The organism is Methylobacterium frigidaeris (genome assembly GCF_022179185.1).
GTDB classification, from domain to species: domain Bacteria; phylum Pseudomonadota; class Alphaproteobacteria; order Rhizobiales; family Beijerinckiaceae; genus Methylobacterium; species Methylobacterium frigidaeris.
Genome location: NZ_BPQJ01000043.1, coordinates 38274 through 57050 on the forward strand (window position 1 = coordinate 38274; position 18777 = coordinate 57050).

At 69.4% G+C, this 18777-nt stretch carries 16 protein-coding genes; 6 read left to right on the plus strand and 10 right to left on the minus strand.

All coding sequences use genetic code 11. From position 1 onward, the window contains the following. The first annotated feature begins 49 nt into the window (after positions 1-49). Both MFF64_RS29040 and MFF64_RS29045 read left to right on the plus strand, forming a co-directional pair. A complete protein-coding gene (locus MFF64_RS29040; RefSeq protein WP_238193004.1) occupies positions 50-1033 on the plus strand; it encodes an SDR family oxidoreductase in 984 nt (327 codons plus the stop codon). Positions 1034-1233: 200 nt separating this feature from the next. Next, entirely contained in the window at positions 1234-2238 is a 1005-nt protein-coding gene (locus MFF64_RS29045) for a sensor histidine kinase (protein WP_238193005.1), read from the plus strand. On the opposite strand, the gene MFF64_RS29050 is transcribed toward MFF64_RS29045, so the two are convergent. Then, a complete protein-coding gene (locus MFF64_RS29050; RefSeq protein WP_238193006.1) occupies positions 2235-2633 on the minus strand; it encodes an MAPEG family protein in 399 nt (132 codons plus the stop codon). The genes MFF64_RS29045 and MFF64_RS29050 overlap by 4 nt on opposite strands. A gap of 30 nt (positions 2634-2663) precedes the next feature. Next, a complete protein-coding gene (locus MFF64_RS29055) occupies positions 2664-3737 on the minus strand; it encodes a catalase family protein (protein WP_099899795.1) in 1074 nt (357 codons plus the stop codon). 457 nt (positions 3738-4194) lie between these two features. Between MFF64_RS29055 and MFF64_RS29060 the strand changes: the two genes are divergently transcribed. After that, entirely contained in the window at positions 4195-4338 is a 144-nt protein-coding gene (locus MFF64_RS29060) for a hypothetical protein (RefSeq protein WP_165795524.1), read from the plus strand. A 134-nt stretch (positions 4339-4472) separates the two neighbouring features. On the opposite strand, the gene repC is transcribed toward MFF64_RS29060, so the two are convergent. From repC to MFF64_RS29090, 6 genes are all read right to left on the minus strand, one after another. Continuing rightward, complete coding sequence (gene repC / locus MFF64_RS29065) at positions 4473-5768, minus strand: plasmid replication protein RepC (protein WP_099899793.1); 1296 nt, start codon at positions 5766-5768, stop codon at positions 4473-4475. Between the two features lie 270 nt (positions 5769-6038). Beyond that, positions 6039-7250, minus strand: a complete 1212-nt coding sequence (gene repA / locus MFF64_RS29070) for a plasmid partitioning protein RepA (protein ID WP_099899791.1) — start codon at positions 7248-7250, stop codon at positions 6039-6041. Positions 7251-7431: 181 nt separating this feature from the next. Then, positions 7432-8640, minus strand: coding sequence for a lytic murein transglycosylase (locus MFF64_RS29075; protein ID WP_238193007.1), 1209 nt, complete (start codon positions 8638-8640; stop codon positions 7432-7434). Positions 8641-8707: 67 nt separating this feature from the next. Next, complete coding sequence (locus tag MFF64_RS29080) at positions 8708-10486, minus strand: methanol/ethanol family PQQ-dependent dehydrogenase (RefSeq protein WP_099899789.1); 1779 nt, start codon at positions 10484-10486, stop codon at positions 8708-8710. A gap of 293 nt (positions 10487-10779) precedes the next feature. Then, the gene (locus MFF64_RS29085) at positions 10780-12507 is read right to left on the minus strand and encodes an FAD-dependent monooxygenase (protein ID WP_238193008.1); all 1728 of its coding nucleotides are present in this window, start codon (positions 12505-12507) and stop codon (positions 10780-10782) included. Further along, positions 12504-13088 carry a MarR family winged helix-turn-helix transcriptional regulator gene (locus MFF64_RS29090; RefSeq protein WP_099903498.1) on the minus strand — a complete coding sequence of 195 codons (585 nt, stop codon included), beginning with the start codon at positions 13086-13088 and terminating at the stop codon, positions 12504-12506. The genes MFF64_RS29085 and MFF64_RS29090 overlap by 4 nt, the downstream gene beginning before the upstream one ends. Positions 13089-13949: 861 nt before the next feature. Here MFF64_RS29090 and MFF64_RS29095 point away from each other — a divergent pair. Continuing rightward, a complete protein-coding gene (locus MFF64_RS29095; RefSeq protein WP_099903502.1) occupies positions 13950-14957 on the plus strand; it encodes a TRAP transporter substrate-binding protein in 1008 nt (335 codons plus the stop codon). Between the two features lie 159 nt (positions 14958-15116). Continuing rightward, a complete protein-coding gene (locus MFF64_RS29100; RefSeq protein ID WP_238193009.1) occupies positions 15117-15977 on the plus strand; it encodes an alpha/beta fold hydrolase in 861 nt (286 codons plus the stop codon). Between the two features lie 16 nt (positions 15978-15993). On the opposite strand, the gene MFF64_RS29105 is transcribed toward MFF64_RS29100, so the two are convergent. Both MFF64_RS29105 and MFF64_RS29110 read right to left on the minus strand, forming a co-directional pair. Continuing rightward, positions 15994-16155 carry a hypothetical protein gene (locus tag MFF64_RS29105; protein ID WP_165795724.1) on the minus strand — a complete coding sequence of 54 codons (162 nt, stop codon included), beginning with the start codon at positions 16153-16155 and terminating at the stop codon, positions 15994-15996. Positions 16156-16451: 296 nt separating this feature from the next. Beyond that, positions 16452-17096 (minus strand): SOS response-associated peptidase, encoded by a 645-nt coding sequence (locus tag MFF64_RS29110; protein ID WP_099902806.1) that lies wholly within the window; start codon positions 17094-17096, stop codon positions 16452-16454. A gap of 456 nt (positions 17097-17552) precedes the next feature. Between MFF64_RS29110 and MFF64_RS29115 the strand changes: the two genes are divergently transcribed. Continuing rightward, a partial coding sequence (locus MFF64_RS29115) for a HAMP domain-containing protein (protein ID WP_238193010.1) occupies positions 17553-18777 on the plus strand: 1225 nt, incomplete at its 3' end.

Genomic DNA, 18777 nt, shown 5'->3' on the forward strand with positions numbered 1-18777 from the left:
TCCCGGTTGCGCCAGCGGGGCCATGCTCGCCCCCAGCATGGAGGCCCGCATGACCGACCTGCACAACGCCGTCGTGGTGCTCACCGGCGCCTCGAGCGGCATCGGCCGCGCCGCCGCCCTGGCCTTCGCCCGGCGGGGCGCCCGGTTGGTGCTGGCGGCGCGCCGCCGCGACGCCCTGGAGGAGGTCGCGGAGGCCTGCCGGCGCCTGGGCGCGGAGGCGATCGCCGTGCCGACGGACGTGACCGAGCCGGAGGCCGTGCAGGCCCTGGCCGACGAGGCCGAGCGGGTCTTCGGCGGCATTGACGTCTGGATCAACAATGCCGGCACCGGGGTGTTCGGCCCCTACCAGGACGCGCCCCTCGACCTCCACCGCCTGACCATCGCCGTGAACCTGTTGGGGGGCATGCACGGCGCCTACGCGGTCCTGCCGGTCTTCCGGCGCCAAGGCCACGGCACGCTCATCACCAACATCTCGCTCGGCGGCTGGGCGCCGGCGCCGTTCGCCGCGGCCTACACGGCGAGCAAGTTCGGGCTGCGCGGCTTCACCGCGGCGCTGCGACAGGAACTGCGCCGGCACCGGCACATCCATGTCTGCTCGGTCTTCCCGGCGATGATCGACACGCCCGGGCTCGACCACGGTGCCAACGTCTCGGGCAAGCGCATCGATGCCGGCCCCTTCGTCTACGCGCCCGAGGACGTGGCCGAGGCCTTCGTGCACCTGGCGCGCCATCCCCATGACGAGGTCGCGGTCGGCTGGCCGGCCCGGGCGGCGCAGGCTGCCTACGCCCTCGCGCCGGGCCCGACCGAGCACCTGATGGGCATCGCGATCCACCGCGCCCTCGACCGGGCTCGGCCGGCACCGGTGACCCACGGCGCACTGCGCGCGCCCCTCGACGATCGCCGCAGCACGAGCGGCGGCTGGCGCGCCCGGCACGGCGTGCCCTCCGCCCGGCGCCTCAGCACCGGCCTCGGCCTCGCTCTCGGGGCAGGCGCACTGCTCCTCGCCGCGAACGCGGCGGCGAGGTCGCGGTGACGGACGTCGTCGCGATGACAGCGGGCCGTTCATCCCCTGCTCACTCCCGCCGGGCTTCATGGACCGGGCTCGCCGAATCGGATTAAGCTCGCGGCCTGGATCAAGGAGCCACCCCACTGCCAATTGCCGAACCGACGGCCCCGGCTTCGTCCTTCCAGGCCGCGCCGGCGCAGGCGTCACGTCGCAGCCGGTTCTGGAGCGTGATCCAGGCGACCGAGTCCCTGCGCGCACGGCCCTGGCTCGGCGACCTCGTGGCACTCGGTGCCACGGCCGTCGCCCTCGGCGTGCGGCTGGCCGTCGACGACGTGCTGCCGCCGGGCTTTCCCTACCTGACTTTCTTCCCGGCGGTCATCCTCACCACGTTCTTCTGCGGGCTGCGCGCTGGCATCACCTGCGCGACGTTGAGCGGGCTGTTCGCCTGGTACTTCTTCCTGCCGCCGAGCATGGGCTTCATCGTCTCGGCGCAGTCCGCGCTGGCGCTGGCCTTCTACGTCTTCATCGTCGCGGTCGACATCGCGCTGATCCACATCATGCACACGGCGAGCGCGCGGCTGCGCCGCGAACGCACGGTCACGGCCGGGCTCTACGAGCAGCAGCGGACCATGTTCCAGGAGCTGCAGCACCGGGTGGCGAACAACATGCAGTTCGTCGCCGCGCTCTTGACCTTGCAGAGGCGGCGGGTCGGCAACGACCCTCAGGCGGCTCTCGCCGCCCTCGACGAGGCGCGGGTGCGGCTCGAGACGATCTCGCGCATCCACCGCCGGCTCTACGACCCGGGCCGAATCAGCCTGCCGGTCGACCAGTACCTGCAGGAGCTCTGCACCGACCTCCTCGACGCGACGGGCGCCCGCAACATCGTCTGCCTGGTCGATGTCCCCCCGGTGCGCTTCGACCTGACGCGGCTCACCACCCTGTCGCTCCTGATGGTCGAGGTGGTGACCAACGCCCTCAAGCACGCCTTCCCGGACGGCGCACCCGGGACGATCACCATCCGCCTGGAGGCGACCACGCCGGAGCGGATGGCGCTCACCATCGCGGATGACGGGCGGGGCATTCCCGCCGGATTCGATCCCGAGACGAGCCGCAGCCTGGGCCTGCGCATCGCGCAAGGGCTGGCGGCCCAGCTCGACGGCACGCTCACCTATGGGGGCGGGGCCGGCACGGTGGTGCGGCTGGACTTCGCCGCCGCGTCGCCGACGGTCTAGGCGAGACGCAGCAGCAGCACCAAGGCGGCGACGATCAGCACCGCGACGGTTGCCAGGATGCCGCCGCCCCGGCAGGCATATTGCCGGGGAGAGTTCGCCGGCGCCGTCATGCCGAACGGGTGCAGCACCCGGCCGACCAGCAGCACGAGGAGGAGGCCGTGCACCAGGGCCCGGCTCGCCCCGTGCGCCTCGAGCAGGCCGACGAGGAGCAGGATGAGCGGCACGTACTCGGCGAAGTTGGCTTGGGCGCGGGAGCGGTGCAGCAGCACGGCATCGCCGCCATCGCCGTGCAGCACGTTGGCGGAGAGGCGCCGGGCCATCACCCAGCCGGAGAGCCCGGCGAACAGGAGCGCCAGCACGGCCCCGTAGGCGGCGGTCAGCGACGGGAACACCATGGCCAAGTTCTTCCTTCGTCACGCCTTCCTTCAGGCGCGGGTGGGTTCGTGAATCGGGCAGCCGTTGTGCCGGGCCCGGAAGCCGGCCGAGCACGGATAGACGGCGCGGCGCGCCCGCATCACCGAGCCGAGGGGCCGGTGCGCCGCGATCCCGTGCCATGGGCTGAAGGCGAGGCCGTCATCGAGGCAACGGACCTTCTCGTCGCTCCAACTCTCCTGCGGCGGGACGGTGATCCGGGCGACCGGCACGTAGGGGCTCTCGTGCTCCGGCCAGGGCTTCGAGGCGTCCTCGACCGGCATCGTCTCGCGATTCGTGAGGAGCTGGGCGCGCAGCTCCCACACGCCCTCGTGGGCGGAGAAGAACGCCGAGACCGCCTCGCGCAGGCCATTCGGCTTGTCGTTGACGTCGAGCGACGCACCGGTCAGCGCGGTGAGGCCCGGCGAGACCGGGGCCACTGCGACCTTGGCGACGTAGCCACCCCAGCGTAAGGGGGCCTGGCTGTAGAAGGTCTCGCCGAGGATGTGCGTCTCGGGATGGCCGCCGAGGCTGATCAGCGTCGCGCTCTTGCCGCCCACCGCCTCAAGGGCGGTCTCGACGCCGCGGAGTGCCGCGGAAAGGACCGTCTTGAATACCTGCGGCGTATCGGTGGTGGCGGCCAGGAGCTTCAGGCTCTTGAGGAACGCCTTGGCGTCCGGCGCCGTGAAGGCGGGGGCGTTCGCCATCACGAAATCCTGGGCGTCACCCTCCGCCCCCGGCAGCCGCTCGCCAGGTACGCCGATCACCTTCACGGCAAGGCCGCGCGGGGTCGAGACGCTGTCGTTCAGGATGTCGCCAGGATTGGTCGAGAGCCGCAAGATCACGTCATACGTGCCCGGCGTCGCGAACAGGCCCTGCGCCAGCGATGGGGGAAGATCCGGCAGCACCGTGAACCGGCCGGTCAGGAGGCCATGGCTCTTGGCATGGACGCTGCGCACCGCGTGGCCGTAATCCTTCAGCGTCGTCTCCTGGATCGTCTCGAAGACGCGGATCATCTCCGCCTGCACCTCCTCTTCATCGGGATGCATGCTCTCCAGGGAGGGATCGAAGCGGATCGGCGCCTGCATTCCGGGGTGTACCTTGCTCGTCTCGGGACGCTCAGGCGCGTCGCTGCGTCAGCGGCAACGGCGCCGCTCCGCTGGTGTTCCGTTGCGCTTCGATTCCCGTCGCGACGCTGCGGAGCGGCCCGGCATCGTGGTCATCTTGCCGCCGCGCCGAATCCGGGATGGAGGACGGGACGAGTCGCGCGCGCGGGAGAACCGAGCGGGAGAACCGATTAGTCTCCTTCGGCGTGTCAAAGGCGAAGCGCCAGAAAAATATCCTACAAGAACGGGAATCGGTAGTCGTATTATTCTAAATCCTGGCACCTCTTTGGGAGGTGCGTTCATTGACGGCGAGGGCATCGCCCGGCTTGAATGTGCCCGGGGAGCGACACCGTGCGTGCAGCCGGATCTCGCGACCACACGCATCCCCTGCGAACCACCTAGCGGGCGCCGCTCGCCCCTCACCGAGGAGCCCTGTTCCATGCCCGCCGCCGTCAAGACCCGCACCCTGGTCGAGCGCAGCCGCTACCTGGCCTGGAACGCGCTGACGGTCCTCGTCTTCCTCATCCTGACAGCCTACGTGGCGCGGGCGGAGGAGGTGGTGCTCACCGCCATCGCCGGGTAGCTGGGTTCGGCTGATCCGACGCCTAAGGTTTCGCTCCATCGGGCACGATTCGGGGATCCCGGCTCGGATTGGGATGACGAAGGAGGGTTTGAACTCCGTCGACATACGCGAACAGGCTCTGGGTGGCCTGAGGTTCAGCCATTACGGGATCCTCCCGGGTGAATGGCGGTCGGGTTGAAGCGCGGTCGCAACGACGATCCGGTGAGCGGTCTCCGAATGTCCGATCCCGAGATCGTATTTCCCTGCTGCACCCGCCACAAAGCCATCACCATCGGCCAAGCTGAGAACCGCCCTGCCCGCGCCTTCTCGGTGAGGTCGCGCAGATAGGCACCCGGCACGGCGATCGCCGGCCCGCGCTGCAGGATGCCCGCGACCACGACCGCCGCCTGTTCCTCGCCCATCGCCTCGACCGCGGCGTTCCAGGCCAGCGGCGCGATCCCGAGGCTCGCCCGGGCCACCACGGCCGCACCGAGGAAGTCCCGCCAGTTCCCGACTCCGTGCCGGGCGTAGGCCACGATGTCGGGGCAGGCCTCGAGCACCAGCCCCAGTGGCAGGGCCCTGTTCGCCGGCACCACGCTGGCCGTCCGGGGGACCGCGACCTCGTCGTCCTGTCCCCGCAAACCCCGTTCAAGATTCTGGAAAGACTCAGGTTTTGAACTCTGATGGTGGCAGCCGGCCTGGGACTCACTGGCGTCCGTTTCTTGGAATTCGATCGAGTCCGCCAGGCACTTATCCACTGCGGCGCGCAAGGTCCGCAATCCCGTTGCGATCTCGGCCAGGACCGCGTTGCCGGCCGAGCGCGGCGGCATGGCGCCCGCTCCCTGCAACTGTGCCTCGATCCCGTCCCACGCGCCGCTCAGTCCCGTCTCGCGGGCGAACGCGACGATCTTCCCGATGTCCCGGCGCAGGAGCGAGATCTCCTCGCGCAGGAGCGTCCGCGCCTTGGCGGCGGCCCGCACCTCGGCGGCCAGCGCCTCGAATTCGCTCGCCCGCGCCACCAGAGGCGAGAGGTCGAAGCCGAAGGCCTGCTCGATATGCCCGCCCTCGCCGCGCCGGGCGTAGCGCTTGCCGTTGGGGCTGTCGCGCCGGATCACCAGGCCGGCCTCGACGAGCTGGCTCAGTGCCCGCCGGAGCGTCGTCGGCGACGGCCCGTGCGCCCGCACCGACAACTCGCGGTTCGAGGGGAAGACCACGAGGTCGGGCCCCGGCGTCAGGGCGGTCCCGGGATGGAAGCTGAGGAGCGCCGAGAGCACGGCGAGGGCCCGGTCCCCGAGGCCGAGGCGCTGCTTGGCCTCGGTCAGGTGGCGGAATGTGCGCCACTTGTGGCTGACGGTCTCCTCCGGGCAGGCTTTAGCCGCCGCCTGCGCTGCCATCATGGCGAGCGACAGCGGCCGCCGCCCGAAGGGCGTCGATGGTTGGGTCTGGGTCATGGCTGTGCCTGTCGTCAGGCAACAGAAAAGGGTTCGCCGAATCGGCGCCACGCTTGACAGAATGTGCCGGATTTGATTCTCTCAGGCTGCCAGGCACTAAGAGAAGGGCTTCCGGGGCGTCGCTTCGGGGGCCTTTTTCTTTTGCCGGATCGGTCCTTTCCAGGTTCGAGTGAGTGGAACCGCCGTGAGGCGGGATTACGCGTCGCCGCGTGAGCGGGAACTCACTGGGCGGCAGTCACCTGGGGCGGAACCCCGGGATGAGGGAAGGGCTCACGCGGCGCGGCCCCAACACGGGCGGCCCCAGGCCCGTGCGATCTCGCCGGCAATCTCGGCATTCACCGCATCGAGCGCCTCGACCGTCCGGTCATAGGCCTGCCGCGAAGAATTCTCGCGGCCCGCCTCGTAGAGCGTGCGGCCGGCAGCGCCCGCCTCGGCGATCGCAGAGGACAGAGGCACCGCGTGCGTCATCACCTGCTCGCCGAACAGCGCCCGCAGAAGCCCGACGATCTGGGTCTGCGGCCCATCATTCGGCTCGTAGCGGGTGACGAGGTAGCGCAGGAAATCGTGCCGCTTCTCGCCACCGGCGTCGCGCAGCACGGCGCCGAGGAGATCGGCGGTCATCCGCAGCGAGCCGGACATGCCGGCGAGATCCAGCATCTGCGGCTGCACCGCCACCAGGATGCCGGTCGCGGCGGAGAGCGCCCCGAGGGTCAGGAGGCCGAGCTGGGCTGAGCAATCGACCACCACCACGTCGTAACGCTCGGATACGCCCGCCAGCGCCCCGGCGACGCGGCCGACGGTGTTCTCCGGGAGAGCGCCGTGCTCGCAGGCCATCAGCTCGAGGTGGCCGGGCACCAGATCGATGCCGGGAAAGTGCGTCGGGCGCAGGATCTCGGTCAGCGGGCGCTCGGCCCCGTCGCGCCGCACCGCGCCATAGAGCGTCTGGCTCAACCCTACATCGAGCTCCGGCCGGCAGCCGAACAGGCCCGAGAGCGCCGCCTGCGGATCGAGATCGACGGCGAGCACCCGAAAGCCCTGCAATGCCAGGTACTGCGCCAGGTGCGCCGCCGCCGTGGTCTTGCCCGAGCGCCCCTTGACGGTGGTGACAGCAATAATCTGCAGGTGCTCCCCCGCCCGCCGGTGGCGCAGGTAGCCCGGCCGCGTCCGCGCCAGGCGCCGGCGCAGGTCGTTGATCTGGCCGAGGGTGAACAGCCGCCGGCCGGCCGGCCCCTTCTCGGGCTCCAGCGCCTCGTCGGAGAGGATCAGCTGGCGCAGATAGGCGTCGGTGATGCCGATCAGCCGCGCCGCCTCGCCGGTCGGGAAGCGCCGTAATTCGCGCCGGGCCGCCGGCGGGGTGAACCGCCCGCCCGCCCGCGCGAGCTGGCGCGTCAGGGCCTCGGCATGGGCCGCGATCACGGCGTCGAACGGCGCGGGGGAGGCTCGCTTCCGCCCGACGATTCGACTTTCGGCCGCCTTCGACATCTACGCTTTCGAGCCTCATCCGACCACCTGGGCGTAGTTTGGCGGAGTCAGCCGACGGAGAGTCAAGCGTTAAGCCCGGGCCCCTCCGATTCAGGAGTCGACAACCTTTTCTCCACAGGAGTCAGGCGTTTCGCGGCGGATGCGGTGGTACCGAACCGCCGAATCGTGCGTTGGCCGGGAATCAATTTCCGGCTCGCAGGCGGTCGAGCAGCGTGGAATCGGCGTAGCCGTCCGGCACCAGCCCCTCGGCGGCCTGCCACGCCCGGATCGCCGCCCGGCTGCGCGGACCGATCCGCCCGTCGACCCCGCCGACCGGGTGTCCCTTCGCCTCGAGGACCGTCTGGATCTCTCGCCGCTCGTCGTTGCTGAGCGGACGGTCGCCCCGGGGCCAGGCCTGCACGAAGCCGGGCTCCCCGCGCAGCCGGTCGGAGAGGTGCGCGACCGCCAGCGCGTAGGAGAAGGCGGTGTTGTAGCCGAGCAGCGCCCCGAAGTTCGGCCGAAGCAGGAAGGCCGGTCCGCGGGCCCCGGCCGGCAGAACCAGGCGCGCCGTGTCGGTGTCGATCCCGATCTCCCGGCCCGCCGGTCTGAGGCCGAGCGCGCGCCATTCCGCCAGCGTCCGCGATGTCGTCTCGTCGGCGAGGCGGTAATCGAAGCCCGCCGGCAGCACCACCTCGCCGCCCCAGCCCTCGCCCGGGCGCCACCCCAAGGTCCGCAGGTATTGTGCCGTCGAGGCGAGTGCGTCCGGTGCCGATGTCCAGATGTCGGCCCGCCCGTCGCCGTCGAAATCGAGGGCATGGCGCAGATACGTCGTCGGCATGAACTGGGTGTGGCCCATCGCGCCGGCCCAGGAGCCGGTCAGGCGCTCGGGCGTGGTGCGCCCGAGATCGAGGATGCGCAGGGCCGCCACCAGTTCCTCGGTCCAGGTCGCGGCCCGCTTGTCCCCGGCGCAGGCCAGGGTGGCGAGGGAGCGCAGGACCGGCCGCACCTTGCGCGGATCGTCCAGGACGCTGCCGTAGCCCGATTCGATGCCCCAGATCGCCACAAGCACGTGACGGTCGACGCCGTAGGCGGCCTCGATCGCCGGCAGGCTCGCCTCGGATACGAGCTTCGCCCTGCCGTCGGTCACCGCTTCCTCGCTCACCGCGGCGTCGAGATAGGCCCAGACCGGCTTCTCGAACTCCGCCTGCTTGCGCGTCGCCGCCAGCACGTCCGGATCGGCGGCAAGTCCGGAGAGCTGCGCCTCCGCCAGGGCCGGCGTCACCCCCTGCTCCCGCGCCCGGGCGACGAGGCCGGGCAGGCAGGCGGCCATCGCGGGGTCTTCCGCCGACGGCGTCTGCGCCAGGGCGACCGGCGCCGCGAGCAGCCACAGGAGTGCGACCGGCACCCGCATCGAAGAGCCTCCGTGATGGTGGTCCGGGAAGAGTGCGGCCGGATCGTCCCGGGTCAACCCGGGTCCTTCAAGGCTCCGGCAGGGCGAAGACCGTGAGCTGGCCGCCCGCGGCGGTGTACTGTGCCAGGCCCGCATAGCCGCCGACGGCGCCCGATCCCTCGGCCGGGTCGGTGAGGCCCGCCGCGAGCCCGATTCCGGCCCAGCCGCCGATGCCCGACAGCACCGCCACGTATTGCCGCCCCTGATGCATGTAGGTCGTGACGTTGCCGACGATCCCCGACGGCGTCTTGAAGCGGTAGAGTTCCCGGCCGGTCTCGGCATCGACCGCCTTCAGGTAGCCTTCGAGGGTGCCGTAGAACACCACCCCGCCGGCGGTGGCGAGGGCCCCCGACCAGACCGAGAACGGCTCCGGGATCGACCACTTGATCTGCCCCGACAAGTTGTCCCAGGCGATGAAGGCGCCGGTGCGATCGGTCCCCGGCGGCGGATGCAGCGTCAGCGTCGCGCCGACATAGGGCTGCCCCGGCGTGTAGGTGACGTGGAACGGCTCGTAATCCATGCACATGTGGTTGGTCGGCACGTAGAACAGGCCGGTGCGCGGCGAGTAGGCGGCGGGCTGCTGGTTCTTGGCGCCGAGCGCCCCGGGGCAGATGCCCTTCACGGTCTCGTCCTCCCCGGCCGTGCCCGGGGCGTAGCGCGCGTCCACCACCGGGCGGCCATAGGTCGGGGAGGCGCGGTCGAGGTCGATCCGCGTCGCCCAGTTCACGCTCGGATCGAATTTCTCGGCCACCAGCAGCTCGCCGGTCTCCCGGTCGAGGGTGTAGCCGAAGCCGTTGCGGTCGAAATGCGTCAGGAGCCGTCGCCGGCGCCCCTCGTGCTCCTGCTCCGTCAGGATCATCTCGTTGACGCCGTCATAGTCCCACTGGTCGTGGGGCGTCATCTGGTAGACCCACTTCGCCATGCCGGTATCGGCGTCGCGGGCGATGATCGCCATCGCCCAGCGGTTGTCGCCCGGGCGCTGCGCCGGGTTCCAGGTCGAGGGATTGCCGGTGCCGTAATAGACGAGGTTCAGCTCCGGATCGTAGGAGAACCAGCCCCAGGCGCAGCCACCGCCGGTCCTCCACTGCTCGCCCTCCCAGCTCTTCAGCGAGGAGTTCTCGCCGATCGGGCGGCCGAGTTCCGTCGTCCTCTGGGGATCGACCAGCATCTCGGCATCCGGACCGGTGGCGAAGGCGCGCCACAGGCGCCGCCCCGTCGCCTGGTCGTAGGCGGTGACGTGGCAGCGCGCCCCGTACTCGCCGCCCGACAGGCCGACGATCAGCTTGGTCCCCACCGGCATCACTGTCGCCGTGTTGGTCTCGCCGCGGGTCGGATCGCCGTTCCGCACCGACCACAGCTCCCGTCCGGTCACGGCCTCGAGCGCCACGACGGTCGTATCGGCGAGCTGCAGGAAGATCCGCCCGTCCTGGTAGGCGGGGCCGCGATGGACCGTGTCGCAGCACATCACCGCAACCACGCCCGCCTCCTGCCGCGGCGTGTAGCGCCACAGGATCCTGCCGTCCCGATCGAGATCGAGGGCCGTGACGGTATTGGGGAACGGGGTGTGCACATACATGACGTGGCCGACGACGAGCGGCGCGCCCTCGTGCCCGCGCAGCGCCCCGGTCGAGTAGGTCCAGGCGACCTTCAGCCGGCCGACAGTCTCGGGCGTGATCCGGTCGAGCGCGGAATAGCGCGTGTTGGCGTCATCGACGGTCGGCAGTGCGAGATCCCGACGGGCGGCCCCCTCCCCGGCAAGCGCCGGGCCGAGACCGGCCAGCAGGGCCGCCAGCACCACGAATCTCATGCGTGTCTCCTCCCCGGTCGCGCTGGGTCCCCTGCGTCGGCCGTCATAGTGATGGATGGCCACGCTGGACAAGCGGACCGTCGGTCATGGGCTCCTCCCCTGTTCCGGACGGTTGGAACGACGTGGAAGGAGATCCGGAATCCAGCTCGGGAAGCGCTGCCAAGCGGCTCTGCATGGTGTGCCGTTGCAGACAGGCGGACGCTTCGCGATTGATCGTGCGGATCCCCGATCTTTTTCCGTTGAGGCTCCAGTGCCCGGGAAAAGACAGGAGAGATCGACTGGTGAGGCTCCGCTCAATGGGCAGGTCCTGACACGGCGGCCGTCGGCTCCCTCCGCGCAGCGATGGCCTCGGCGTCACCGGCTGCAGGGCCGAAGACCCTTCGGCAATACGCCACCAGATGATCGATCCGGCCGGCATCGGCCCGGAAGCCGATATGCCCGTCCGGACGCACCAGCACCAGGGCCGGCCGGCCCTCCAGGCCGTAGGCTCCGTGCGCCCTGCCGTCCAGGTCGGAGAGAACGGGGGCGTCGGCGCCCTCGATCATCGGGCCCGCCAGGACCAGCCGCGGCCGCACCCACGGCCAGGGCACGACGGCATCGACGGCGGCGAGCAGCGCGCCGCGCGCGCTCGGCGACCGCCCGTCGAAGCACAGCAAGGTCCAGCCCGTCGTCCAGCCGTCCGGGTTGGTGAGGAACCGGAACAGGGTCGAGGTCTCCCCGCCGGCCGTCACCTCCGCGTCCGGAGCGCGCTCGCCCGGTTTCGGCCCCGGCCGCAGCAGCGTCGTCAGCCCGGACAGGCGGTCCTCGTTCAGGCTGCCCGTCGGGTACGCGACCGCCATCTGCTGCATGTCGTCCGTCCCCTGCAGCAGCGACCCGAGATTCGGCAGCGCCTTCGCGGCGAGCCCCAGCGCCGCGTCGGTGACCGGCCCGCGATAGACGGTCCACCGGAACCCGCGCGCCTGCTGCGCGCTCAAACGGGCGTGCTCGCCGCCCCGCTCGCCGTCGTAGGACTCGAGCACGACCGGCGCCGCCTCGCCCCGCAGCGTCATGGAGAGCCGCCACGCGATCTCGACCGCATCGTGCAGGCCCGCATTCATGCCCTGACCGCCGACGGGCAGGGACAGGTGCCCGGCATCGCCCGCCAGGAACACGCGGCCGCGCGCATAGCCGGGCGAGACGCCGTGATCGAACCGGCTGTGGGTGAGCCATTGCGGGTCGGTCAGCGTGAGCGTGTCGTCCCCCGTCACCTCCCGCGCGACCGCCTGGATCTCGTCCAGGGTCGGGTCGCGGTCCGGTACGCCCGTGTCGTCGGCCAGGAAGAACAGCCGGTGGTAGCCGCCCCAGACCGGCATGACGCCGGCGAAGCCGCGCTCATAGTAGAAGAACCAGAGCTGGTCCGGCTCCATCGAACGCCGCCAGGACAGCCGGGCATCCACCTGCCGGTTCATGCAGTTCGCGAACCGCTCGGGCGCGAAGTCGAGGCCGAGCAGGGGGCGGATCGCGCTGCGGGCGCCGTCCGCGGCGACGAGGTAGCGGCCGCGCCGCCGCTCGTCCGGCGCGTCCTCGCCCCGCCGGAACACCACGGTGACGCCCGCCTCGTCCTGAGCGAGGTCGATCACCGTGCAACCCCGGTCGAGCCGGCCGCCGCGCGCCTCGAACGCCGACACCAGGGTCCGCTCGATCACGTCCTGCCCGCTATAGAGAACCTTGGGATAGGGGCTGGCCACGTCGGCAATGGGGATGGGGGCCGTCGGCGTGCCGTTGACGAAGAAGTTGATGGTGTGGATGGCGTAGGCGTTCTCGGCGAGGACGTCGCGCAGGCCGACGCTGGCGAGCAGTTCCTGAGGCCGCGCCCACAGGTTGTTGGCGCGCGAATACGCCTTGACCTCGGTGCGCTGTTCGAGAAGCAGGCACGACACGCCGTGATGGCGCAGGGCGCAGCCCGTCGTCAGACCGACTGGCCCCGCCCCGACCACGATGACCTCGGCGTCGTATCCCGGCGAAGCGGCGGTGCGGGTCATTCCGGGATCTCCTGCCGTGTGGCCTTGGTGCGGGTGGACTGGGCGACGCTCGACTTGCCGACATTCGACTCGCCGACACGCGACTCGGCGATGGCCGCGATGACGCCGTGGGAGGCGCCGATCCGCTGCTGGAGTGTGCGCAGGAGCGTCGCGGCGGCCTCGACGGCCTCGGGCGACAGCCCTTCGGTCAGCACGTCCGCCCAGAGGTCCTTGCGCGCCATGGCCTGCCCGTAGGCGACCTCGCCGCGCGGGGTCATGGCCACGAGCGGGGCGCGGCGGTGATGGGGATTGGGCTCGAGTCGGACGAGCCCGTCCGCACGCATGTCGTCGACGAGGCGCTGCACCGATTGCCGGGCGAGGCCCATGTTGCGGGCGATGTGGGCGACCGGCAGCGGGGCCGGGGCAAGGGCCACGGCTCCCAGCACCTGCCAGCGGGCGCTGGTCAGCCCGAGGTCCTGGACGAGGGCGTCTCCCGCCTCGATCAGGTCGCCGTTGAGGCGAAACACCTCGATGACGAGGCCGGACAGGGCCCGCCTCGAGCGGTCCGGGTCGGCGGGGCCCGGTCGTCGGGCAGAGTTCATGGAAGCACCTTTCTGCACCAATCTGTCATCATGACAGCAGCCTGTCATGATGGCATGAACGGCATGCCGCCCGTCCGGTTCCCGGCACGGGGCCGCCCGAACGAGGCTGGCGCCGTCGTCGAGGAGGTCGTCGGTCAAGCCGCCGCCGACCACGCACGCAGATGGCGGACGAGCTCCTGCGGCTGACCCGGGACGAGAGCCGACGGCACCGCTTCGGCTCGCGCCTCTTCCGACGGGCCCCCGGGACGGGTTCTCGAGCGCAGCCTGGGCGGGTGCCTCGGTCGGATCATCAATGCGGGCGGCCTGCACGTCGAGGCGATAAGCACTGCGCGGCCGGGAGCGCTCATGAATGTCATCAAGGCCGCTGGGCTAAAATGCCAGTATTTCAATCACGAATTTTCCCCAATAGATTCTTAAAACTGCTGAATTTAATTCTAACTATCGAGAAGGACAATTTAAATTTATCATTATACACGAGAATAAAAGTAACAGGGCGCGCGAGACCAACGTTGAACATTCTGTTGGACTTGGCTGATTCCTCACCGGCTGCGCTTTTGCATCATCCGGATGCCCATGGCGCACGGGAATGAAATGCGGACGCTGTGAGGTTTTCTCACAGGTAGGGGAGCCGATGGTCAATTCCCGAACGGCATGCGGTGTGTCAGCATCTGCATAATCAGAACGGTCCGGGCGAAGCGCCCGTGTTCCGGATCCTCGATGGTTCGGACGACCGCAGCAGGGAGAGACGCGATGGCATGCACCGGCGCATCTGGCCCGTGCCGACGAGACGCCGCGCCCGGCGCGACCCGGCCCCTCAGCACCACGCCCCGATTCCCGTCCACGTCTTCGAGGGATCCCGTCATGTCGCGCCCGACCCGTCGCGTCCTCCTCGCCGGCGGGGCCGCCTGCCTGGCCGCTCCGTACGTGGCCCGTGCCGCCGAGCCGGACTTCCGGCTGAAGCTCGGCAACATCGTCTCGGCGGACCATCCGCTCAACGTCGCCATGGCCCGCGTGCGCGACCGCGTCGCGCGCGAGACCGACGGCAAGGTGATGATCGAGCTGTTTCCCAAGAACCAGCTCGGCTCGGATGCCGACATGTTGAGCCAGCTGCGCTCTGGCGCCCTCGAGCTCTTCGCCCAGACCGGGGTGCTCATGTCGACGCTGGTGCCGGTCGCCTCGATCAGCGGCGTCGGCTTCGCCTTCCCGACCTACGACAAGGTCTGGGAAGCCCTCGATGGCCCGCTCGGCCGACACGTCCGGGGCGCGTTCGAGAAGGCCAACCTCGTCTGCATGGAGAAGTCCTACAATCACGGCTTCCGGCAGACAACCTCGTCCACGAAGCCGATCCGCACCCCGAACGACTTCAGCGGCTTCAAGATCCGGGTACCGCCCTCCCCGCTCTGGACCTCGATGTTCAAGTCCTTCGGGGCGGCGCCGGTCTCGATTCCCTGGGCCGAGACCTACTCGGCGATGCAGACGAGGATCGCGGACGGGCTGGAGCAACCGCTGATCGGGCTGCTCGTCGACAAGATGTACGAGGTGCAGAAGTACTGCTCGCTCACCAACCACATGTGGGACGGGTTCTGGGTGCTGGCCAACCGCAAGGCCTGGGAGCGCATTCCGCCGAACCTGCGCGACATCCTCGAGCGCAACATCAACGAGGAGGCCCTGGTGCAGCGGCGCGAGGTCGAGCACATGAACGCGACGCTGCAATCAAAGCTGCAGACGCTCGGCCTGCAGTTCTTCGAGGTCGAGAACGCCGCCTTCCGGGACCGCCTCGTCTCCTCCGGCTTCTACCAGGAATGGCGCAAGCGCTACGGCGACGAGGCCTGGGGGCTGCTCGAGGCGACGACGGGCAAGCTCGGGTGATGGCGGTGCAGCGCCGCGGGCCTGGCGGCCCTCCGACCCGGCGCGGCGCGAGCCGTCGATTCCGCCCTGGACCGTGGATCCGGGTGGGCTGAAGGCCTGGAGCATCCCTGAGGAACTGATCTGCGAATCCACCCTGTCCTCTCACCCGGAGACCCGAGCATGACCCCGATCGCGAGCCGCTTCGCCGACCTCGACGGCGCGAGCCTGCACTACCTCGATGCCGGCGCGGGCGACGCCGTCGTCCTCGTGCACGGCATCCCGCAGACCTCTCACGAGTGGCGCCACATCCTGCCGCGCCTCGCCCAACGCTACCGGGTGATCGCCCCGGACCTGCGCGGGCTCGGCGATTCCTCGCGGCCCGCCACGGGTTACGACAAGAAGACGCTCGCGCATGACGTCTGGCAGCTCGTGCACGACCACCTCGGCATCGAGCGCTTCTTTCTCGTCGGGCACGACTGGGGCGGACCGGTGGCCTTCTCGCTCGCGGCCCAGCGCCGGGAGGCCGTGCGCCGCCTCGCCATCCTCGACGTGGTCATCCCGGGCGACGGTGCGGATTTCTCGCAGGGTGGCCGGCGTTGGCACCACGCCTTCTTCCGCACCCTCGACCTGCCGGAGGCGCTCTGCGCCGGGCGCGAGGATCTCGTGGTGCGCTGGCTGTTCGACAATTACGGGCACAGGCCGACCGCGATCCCGGAGGCCGATCAGCGCGAGTACCTGCGTACCTACACGACCTTCGGAGCCTTCCGGGCGATGCTCGCCTTCTATCGCGCCCTGCCCCAGGACGCGGAGGACAACCGTGCGATGCTCGACCGCGACGGCAAGCTCAGGATGCCGGTCCTGGCGCTCGGCGGCGACAGGAGCTTCGGGCGCGGCCTGGAATGCATCGAATCCCTGCGCCGTGTCGCCGAGGACGTGCGCGGGGGCGTCGTGGAGGCGTGCGGGCACTGGATCCCCGAGGAGCAGCCGGATGTCCTGAGCGAGGAACTCCTCCGCTTCTTCGGTGAGGAGGATGACGGCTGATCCGCTGGCCGACGGCTCAGCGCCGGGGCGGGCGGATCTCCTGCCGGACCCCACGCAACAGGTCCGTCGCGATCCGCACTTGCTCCTTCAGGCGCGCGGGCCGGTCGCGGTCACGCTCGAGGTGGGCGATGACGAAGCCGTAGCTCTTACGGCGAACGAGGCGGGTTTCGTGGCCCATCGCGAGGTGTCACCTGTAGCAACAGCCTGTGGCACAGGTGGCGGCTAACCCTTTGTATGTCAACGCTTCTCGATGATTCAAAGACTTAGCTATAGCTTGGCGGAAGGGGTGGGATTCGCGTGCCCGGCCGCGAGATGACAAGCATCTGATATGGAAGGGGAAATATTCTTTTCCCAGGATCCATGTTGGACATTTTGTTGGACGTGATCGGCCCCTCCCCGATCAGCCTTTCCGCATCATCCGACCGGGGCGCGGCGAGAGGTTTTCATCCCGACCGAAGAGCGGCAACCCGAACTCTAGACTCCGTCCTGACGCGAGCCTCGCGCCACCTCGGCGATCATCTCGTCCGGGAGCGGCCGCTGTAGCTGCAGCGCCTCATCAGTTGGCGCCTCAAGCCAGGTGCGCCACTCCTCCGCGCTGGTGAGCAGCACCGGCATCGCCTTCGGGTGTACCGGCCGGACCACGCCGTTCGCCTCCGTCGTCAGGAACGAGAACAGCCGGTGCTCCTCCGGTACGGGCTCGTCCCGCTTCGGCCCGCGCACGCCCGTCCAGGGGCGCCAGATCCCTGCAAAGGCGAAGAGAGGCCGGTTCTCATCGAGGGCGAACCACACCGGCGTCTTGCGGGGCTTCGTGTCGGCGTACTCGCTGAACGAGGTGACCGGCACCAAGCAACGGTGTGCTGGCTTGAGCCAGGGCCGCCAGTAGGGAGAGGCGACGTTGCGCACGTTGGTGACCGGCTGGGTGCCGACCTTTGGCGGCGGCGGGAAGCCCCAACGCATCATCGTCAGCACCCGCTCACCGTCGGCGGCATGGACGACCGGCGCCATCTGGTCGGGGAAGATCCCGGGCAGCGGCGGCAGGTTGCCGGCCTCGTCGCGATCAACCGCGAAGGTGCGGCGGATCTCGTCCTGAGAGCGAGCGAGGCTGTAGAGGTTGCACATGATCGGGATCGTAGCCGATCTGGCCTTCTTCGTCCCTTGATGCGGAGCGAGCGGTCAGGGAGCACACCCAGTATTGCACACCGCCACAGATCGTCCGCATGAGCAGGTGGGACGAGGCTGCTCAGAAACTCCGGGCTGCGATTACGCAACAGGGGCTCGCATCCGCCACGCCACTTTCACCGCCTACGAGTGATTAGGGTGACAGGTAGGCGAGATGCTTGCCTGGTCTGCTCTCTGAAACTGTCTTGGCGAAGCTGTCCGTGCGGAACAGGTTCGGTTCGGTCTTCTTGGAAGCGGCAACAATCTAGATCTGACAATTATATTGCCTTAAAATGCCTCTTGGTCAAGGGATCATGCTCCGATAGAGCAGCATACATAGATAATTAGTAAAGTTTAGGCATTATCCGCGCATGTTCTACATGGTTGTAGACGCCGGTTCGAATGGCGGAACGAGTGATGGCTGTGAGAAATTTCTCGCCGAAGATCGGCACGACCCTTCAGATCCTGCTCGGATCGATGGCCGTCCTGGTCGTGGTAGCGGCCGGAACTCCGATCTACGGCGACATCACCAAGCTGCGCGACAGCGCGCGTGCGGCACGCGTCGCCGACACTGGTTATGAGGTTTTCGCTGCTCTCCAGAACACTCGCACCCAGCGCGGGCCCACCCGCGTTGCCCTTGAGGCGCGCCAGCCGGCGTCCGAGGCGTTCCTCGCGATGCTCTTCACGGCACGCCAGAAAGCAGACCCGGCCCTCTCCCGGGTCACCGAACTCTGCGGGCAGATCGACTGCACAAGCGGTCGGCCTGAAGTCGCCGCTGGCCTCGCTGCGAGCGTCGCGAGGTTCTCCAGCTTGCGTGGTGAGGCGGATGCCGCTCTCGCGGTGCCGCTGGAGAAGCGGCCCTCGGGCTTGAGCAAAGCATACGCCGCCGCGGCCACCGACGTGATTGATCGGTTGGAGGCGATGTCGATCGCCTTGGGCGAAGCCATCCGAATGGCCGACACAACGACGGCCGAGCTTATGGCCGTCAAGCAGGCAGCTTGGCTTGCCCGCGACGGAGTCGGCCTGGAGCGCACGGTCCTGGCAGAGGTGCGCAGCAGAGGCGAACTCACGCCGGACCTGGACCGCAAAATGGCCGAGCTGCGCGGTCGCGCGCTGGTGAACTGGTCGGTGCTCAACGAACTCGTCGCCCGACCCGGCGTCCCGGCCGAACTGGTGGATCTGACGAATGCGGCGAAGAGCGTCACGTTCGGCACCTACGAGCGCATCCGCAAGGCAGCCTATGACGATGCGGCCGCCAAGCGCGCACCAGGCATCGGCAACGACGATCTGGACCGCCTCGGCAATCAGGGCCTGGAAGCCCTTACTGCCATTTCGAATGCCGCGATGTCATTGGCGCGGCAGCACGCGCAGATCCGGCACTCCGAGGCAACGGCAAGGCTTGCCGGGGGGGGCGGGCTGCTTGCCGTTGCGCTCGTCCTCACCCTCATCGGGTTCGTCATCGTGCGCTGGCGGGTGATCGGCCCGATCGGCCGGATGACAATAACGATGCGCCGCCTCGCTGGCGGTGATCTCGCGGTATCTGTCGAGGGCACCGGGCGCCGCGACGAAGTTGGCGAGATGGCCACCGCCGTGCAGGTGTTCAAGGACGGCCTGATCCGCGCCCGCGCACTGGAGGAGGAGA